Source organism: Pseudomonas abyssi, from assembly GCF_002307495.1.
In the GTDB taxonomy this organism is placed as follows: domain Bacteria; phylum Pseudomonadota; class Gammaproteobacteria; order Pseudomonadales; family Pseudomonadaceae; genus Halopseudomonas; species Halopseudomonas abyssi.
This window is the reverse complement of record NZ_NTMR01000023.1, coordinates 1-5,023: the sequence shown is the minus strand read 5'-3', so window position 1 is coordinate 5,023 and position 5,023 is coordinate 1. Positions and strand designations below refer to the sequence as shown.

General features: G+C 63.6%; 4 protein-coding genes. 2 read left to right on the top strand and 2 right to left on the bottom strand.

The window, feature by feature from the left end; all coding sequences use genetic code 11:
• Nucleotides 1-44 precede the first annotated feature (44 nt).
• On the bottom strand, nt 45-1,364 hold the full coding sequence (locus tag CNQ84_RS16135) for a substrate-binding domain-containing protein (RefSeq protein WP_217350118.1): 1,320 nt from the start codon (nt 1,362-1,364) through the stop codon (nt 45-47).
• Between the two features lie 195 nt (nt 1,365-1,559).
• On the opposite strand from CNQ84_RS16135, the gene CNQ84_RS16130 reads away from it, so the two are divergent.
• Nucleotides 1,560-2,777 (top strand): GGDEF domain-containing protein, encoded by a 1,218-nt coding sequence (locus CNQ84_RS16130; protein WP_096005865.1) that lies wholly within the window; start codon nt 1,560-1,562, stop codon nt 2,775-2,777.
• Between the two features lie 36 nt (nt 2,778-2,813).
• On the opposite strand, the gene CNQ84_RS16125 is transcribed toward CNQ84_RS16130, so the two are convergent.
• A complete protein-coding gene (locus tag CNQ84_RS16125) occupies nt 2,814-3,839 on the bottom strand; it encodes a PNPOx family protein (protein ID WP_096005864.1) in 1,026 nt (341 codons plus the stop codon).
• Nucleotides 3,840-4,003: 164 nt separating this feature from the next.
• Between CNQ84_RS16125 and CNQ84_RS16120 the strand changes: the two genes are divergently transcribed.
• On the top strand, nt 4,004-5,023 hold a 1,020-nt coding region (locus tag CNQ84_RS16120; RefSeq protein ID WP_096005863.1), incomplete at its 3' end, for an AraC family transcriptional regulator.

Below are 5,023 nucleotides of genomic sequence, written 5' to 3'. Positions count from 1 at the left end.
ACAGCAGTGCGCGCAGGCGGGAATCCAGCCACACGGGGCACGCCCTAGCGGCGTACCCACACCTCAACCCGGCCATTGCGCCGCGCGCCGCTTTCCCCGCCGGCCGAGCCTACGGGTTTGTAGTGCCCGTAACCGATATGGCCCTGTACCGGTGAGCCCATGTCGCGTAGTGCCTTGGCGGCGGACAGCGCGCGCAGCTCGGAGATCATCTGGGCACGCAGCTCATGGCTCTGCTGGTCGGCAAAGCCGATCAGCATGATGTCGCGGCTGCTTTTGCCGCTCTGTGTGAGGTATTGCTGAATGCGCAGCAGGTCGCGCTTGGCCTTGTTGTCGAGGTCGGTGTGGCCCTCGTCAAAACGAATGTTGATCGACAGCCGCTGATAGTTGGCGGTCAGGCGTTTGAGGCTGTCCGGCACACTGTCGTCCATCACCGGGTCCACGGCGAAGGGCGTCTGCGAGAAGAAACCGGACTCAGCCACCAGCGCCTGGCCGGCGTCGCTCTGGGCGAAGGCAACAAACTCCTGCGCCAGCGGCTCGCCGCCGGTGCCGGGGGTGTACAGGTAGAGGCGGCGCGACAACGGGTAGTCCTCAGTGGCCACGGTCAGTTTGCTGGGCTTGAGCGCCGGAGCCTCGCCGTCGGCAATCGCCAGCAGCTTGGCATTGCGGACCGAGGCAAAGCCGGCAAAGCCGATGCCGCCGGGGTTGGCGGTCACGTCGTCAGACAACTGGTCATTGGACTCATAGCGTCGTGCGCTCTCGGTCAGGCTGTAACGCCCGGCCAGCACCAGCTCCTTGAAGGTGTCCCAGGTGCCGGATTGCTCATCACGGGCGTAGACCTGAATCGCCCGGTCCGGCCCGCCAACCTCCGACCAGTTACTGATCTCGCCGGCAAAGATACGCGCCAGAGTATCGATGTTCAGCTGGTTTACCGGATTGGAGGGGTGGACCAGAATCGCCAGGCCGTCGATGGCGATGATGTGCTCGCTGTCGCCGCTCAACAGGTCTGCCCGGCTGGCCATGGCTTGGGCTTCGCTGCCCTTGACTCGGCGCGATGCTGCCCAGACGTCGGCCTGCCCGGCGGCCAGGGCGCTGTAGCCGGTGCTGGAGCCATGGGCTGCCACCAGCACCGTCAGCGGTTGGCCGTTGCGCTGGGTACTGAGGATCGTCTCGTTGGCGGTGCCGGTGCCCGCGCTGGTCACCGGTTGGCCGCTCAGCTGTTGCAGAAACTGGGTCATCAGCATCGGCGCCAGGGTCGCACCGATGGTGTTGGAGCCGTGCACTTCCAGTGCGTGGGCGCTGACCAGGCTGGGCAGCAGGGCAAGGGAGAGCCACAGATGGCGAAGGGAGCGGCGAAGGGAATGCATGATGGACCTCATTCATCGGACAGCAGGTGTGCGGGCTGTCAGAGTGCGACAGTGAGATGACATGCAGGTTACAGAGGGGTGACGCTTGGACGTTACGCGCGCGCTCTGGCTAGCGGGTCACACGGCTGTACTCGGCGCGTGGCCAAAGCTGCGGCAAGGGTTCCCGACAAGACGGTTGATGCTGCGGAGCGTGCTATGAACCATAATGCGGAGGAACCAGACGACGAAGCGCAATGTATGGATGTAACCCCGCTTTACGACCCCCGCACCCTGATCATGTTGGCCACGCTGTTGATAGGGGTCATGGGCATGGTGTTGCTGCTTATGGAGCGGGCCAGCACGCTCGGTATCCCCGGTGTACGCGACTGGGCTGTCGGCTCGATGCTGGCGGCTCTGGCCGGCGTGCTGATTATCTTGCGTGGTGTGGCCCCTGAATGGCTGACCTTTACCGTGCAGAATACGGCAGCCATGCTGGCGTATACCTTCTACTGGGTTGGCAGTGCGAAGCACTTTGCTCAGCAACCCCGGCTTCACGCCTGGGTTGTACTGTTTGCTCTGGCCTGGATCGGCCAGACCTACTTTACCCATGTCGTCGACAGCCTGCGTGGCCGTTACCTGAGCCTGACGGGCTACGTCTTTGCCGCCAGCCTGATGCACGCTGCGGTATTTGTCCGGCAGATCTTGCGGAACCGCGCTAGCCACCGGCGTCGCTCGTTGGGGCTCTATTTCACCGCTTTCTGGATCGGCTTCTCGTGCCTGGTGTTTGGCGCCCGCTGGACCCATGCGCTGCTTCTGCCTCAGCACGGGCAAGGCATGCTGGAGGTATCCTGGTTACAGGCGCTGTACCTCGGCACCTTCACCTTTGGCCTGGTGATCGTCAACATCGGCTTTCTGCTGCTGGTGTCCGAGCGCATCCGCAGCAACTTTGAACAGCTGGCCATGACCGATACGCTGACCGGCGTACGCAGCCGCCGGGCGCTGGTAGACGCCGCCAGCGATCTGTTCAGGCGCAGTCGGCGCAGCGGTGAACCCTTCTCGGTGTTGTCACTCGACCTGGACCACTTCAAGGCCATCAACGACCAGCATGGTCATCAGATAGGAGACCATGTGCTGCAGGCCTTCTGTCGCCGCATGGAAGACACCTTGCGCCAGTCCGACGTGTTCGGCCGGCAGGGCGGCGAGGAGTTTATCCTGCTGCTGCCGGCCACCACGATGGCCCAGGCCAGCGAACTGGCTGAGCGCCTGCTGTTGGCCGCCGTCACCAGCGAGCCTGGGCTGCCCGGCGTGACGGTCAGCATCGGTTTGACCGACTGGCGCCGCGACGATACCTCGATTGATGACCTCTTCAACCGCGCCGACCGCGCCCTCTACGCCGCCAAGGCGGCGGGTCGCAACAACGCCCAGTATTGCTAGTGGCTCAGAGCGCATGCGCAATTAATCGGTGCGTCCCTAGTACAGGTGCTTGAGATCGTGCTTGACCACCGCATCCACCACCAGCGTGGTCGCCTTGCCGAGCAGGCCGCGGCCGTTCATGTGCTCGGACAGCATTTTCGAAAACGCCGGTATCGCGTCTTCTGACAGGTAGGTCGCCGAGTCCCACAACCCCGCGCTGATCAGCTCCGGGCAATGCTGAAAGCGATAGCGCTCGACCTCCAGCACGCTAGCCACCTTCGGCGCCTTGTTGTTCACCGCCAGTGGTTTGAGCACCTCCGGGTCGCTGGTGAGCCAGGCGCGGCCAGCGACAGACAGCACCGTGCTGCTGCCGGGATGGTTCAGCGACAGCCGCAGTGCACCGTCATCAATGATATTGGTCAGCGTGCACGCTACCTTGTTGCCCGGACGCTCGGGGATTAGCAGGGTGCTGGGGCCAAGAGGCTGCACAAAGCCCTCAGGGTCACCGCGTGGGGACAGCTCGGTATGCTCGCCCTGCCGGGTCAGCATCAATAGATACGGCGCCTGTGCGACAAAGGCCAGTGCGCGTGCGCTCAGGGCGTCGCCTTCCTCCGCGATGAAGGGCTGGTCAGGCCCGCGTGCCTGCCAGAAATCCGCCCGCACCTTGGCGCGTGAACAATGCAGGAACAGCGCCTCAGCCCGAAACGCCAGCACCTTGCCGCTCGCATCCGCTTGCAGGACGCAGCGGCCATTGGCGCGCAGGCTGAAGCCTACGCCGGGCATAACGAAATACAGGCTGCAGGCCAGCCCCTCTGGCGGCAGCTGCGGAGCAGGTTTGGACGCAGGCCAGCGCAGCAAAATGTCTTGCCCCTCGGCCTGCAGTACCGGGTGGTTGCGCAGGTCCAGATAGGTCACATCCAGCGCGTCATCAATAAAGCCAACTGCACAGAGCGAGGCCTGGTGGATGATGGTCAGGCAGTAGTCGTCGAGTGCGCGCTGCAGGCGCTTGTGCATCATTGCCGGCGGTGAAGGAATCAGCGCACGCAGCGCCTCCAGGGAGTGGATATGGTGCTCGTTGTGCATGGTGCGGCCTCTGGCTGTGGATAAGCTGATGCTAGGGCGCAGGCTCGCTGGCGACTATTGCACCGGCGTTCAATAAGTCTGGCTTTTGGTTGCACACTAGTGCTGGTGCGACAGTGGATGGACCGTTAGAGTCGGGGCTGCAACCCACGCAGGAGCGAGGCAAGATGGGCAAGCACACCAGCGTATCGGCCGTGGCGGTACTCGATCTGCACGATCTGCTGCTGGCGTTGAATGTGGTCAGTGCGCAGCAACTGCTCGCCGCGGGCATCTACCGTGAAACGCTGCTTGATCAGCGCGCCAACGCCGCGCCGTTGCAGGAGCAGCGGGTCAGCGAGACCCTGCTGCTGATACTGTGGCAGCTGGCCGAGCGCCACAGCACACAGCCCGAGCTTGGTCTGATCATCGGTCAGCAGTACAACCCGGCCGCTCACGGCGTGCTCGCCAGCAGGTTGCGGCACTGCCGCCGCGTCGGCGAAGCGCTCGCGGTATTCCAGCGCAATATCGCGCTGATGAACCCCTCGGAACGCTGGACGCTGAGCGAAGGCCAACGCGCGCTGACGCTGACAGTCGACTTCGCCGCCGACCGCGCCTACCCCCAGATCGCGGCAGAACGCAGCCTCAGCGCTCTGCTGTGCTGGTCAGCCGAAATGACCGGCACCACCGTGACGCCGCTCAGCTGCGCACTGATGCGCCCGCGTCCGCAGCAGATGGAACCCTTCGAGCAACTGTTCGGGCACAACCTGCGTTTCAACGCCGACCGCAATCGCCTGCAGCTGCCGCGCGCCTTTCTGGATACCCCAATCACCGGCGCCAATGACTATCTGCGACAGATGCTTCAGGCCCGCGCGCAAGAGGCCTTGAAGCAGGTCGAACAGGGCACCAGCCTGAGCCGCACCGTCAGCCAGTTGATTCGTCAGAGCCTACCCAACAAACTCAGCCTCGACCACATCTGCGCCCAACTGCACCTGAGTCGCCAGACCCTCTATCGTCACCTTAAACAGGAAGACACCAGCTACACCGAACTGGTCAACCAGATACGTAGGGAGCTAGCCCAGACTCTGATAGAGCAGGGCCTGACCATGGAGCGGGTAAGCGAGCAGCTGGGGTTTAAGGATGCGAGTACGTTTTATCGGGCGTGCAGGCGGTGGTATCCGACGGGGCCGACAGCGCAGTCAGCAAAGTTC

What these genes read in the sequence shown, in the direction of transcription:
- CNQ84_RS16130 (WP_096005865.1), top strand. Translation starts at nt 1,560, where the DNA reads ATGAACCATAATGCGGAGGAACCAGACGACGAAGCGCAATGTATGGAT.
- CNQ84_RS16135 (WP_217350118.1), bottom strand. Translation starts at nt 1,364, where the DNA reads ATGCATTCCCTTCGCCGCTCCCTTCGCCATCTGTGGCTCTCCCTTGCC.
- CNQ84_RS16125 (WP_096005864.1), bottom strand. Translation starts at nt 3,839, where the DNA reads ATGCACAACGAGCACCATATCCACTCCCTGGAGGCGCTGCGTGCGCTG.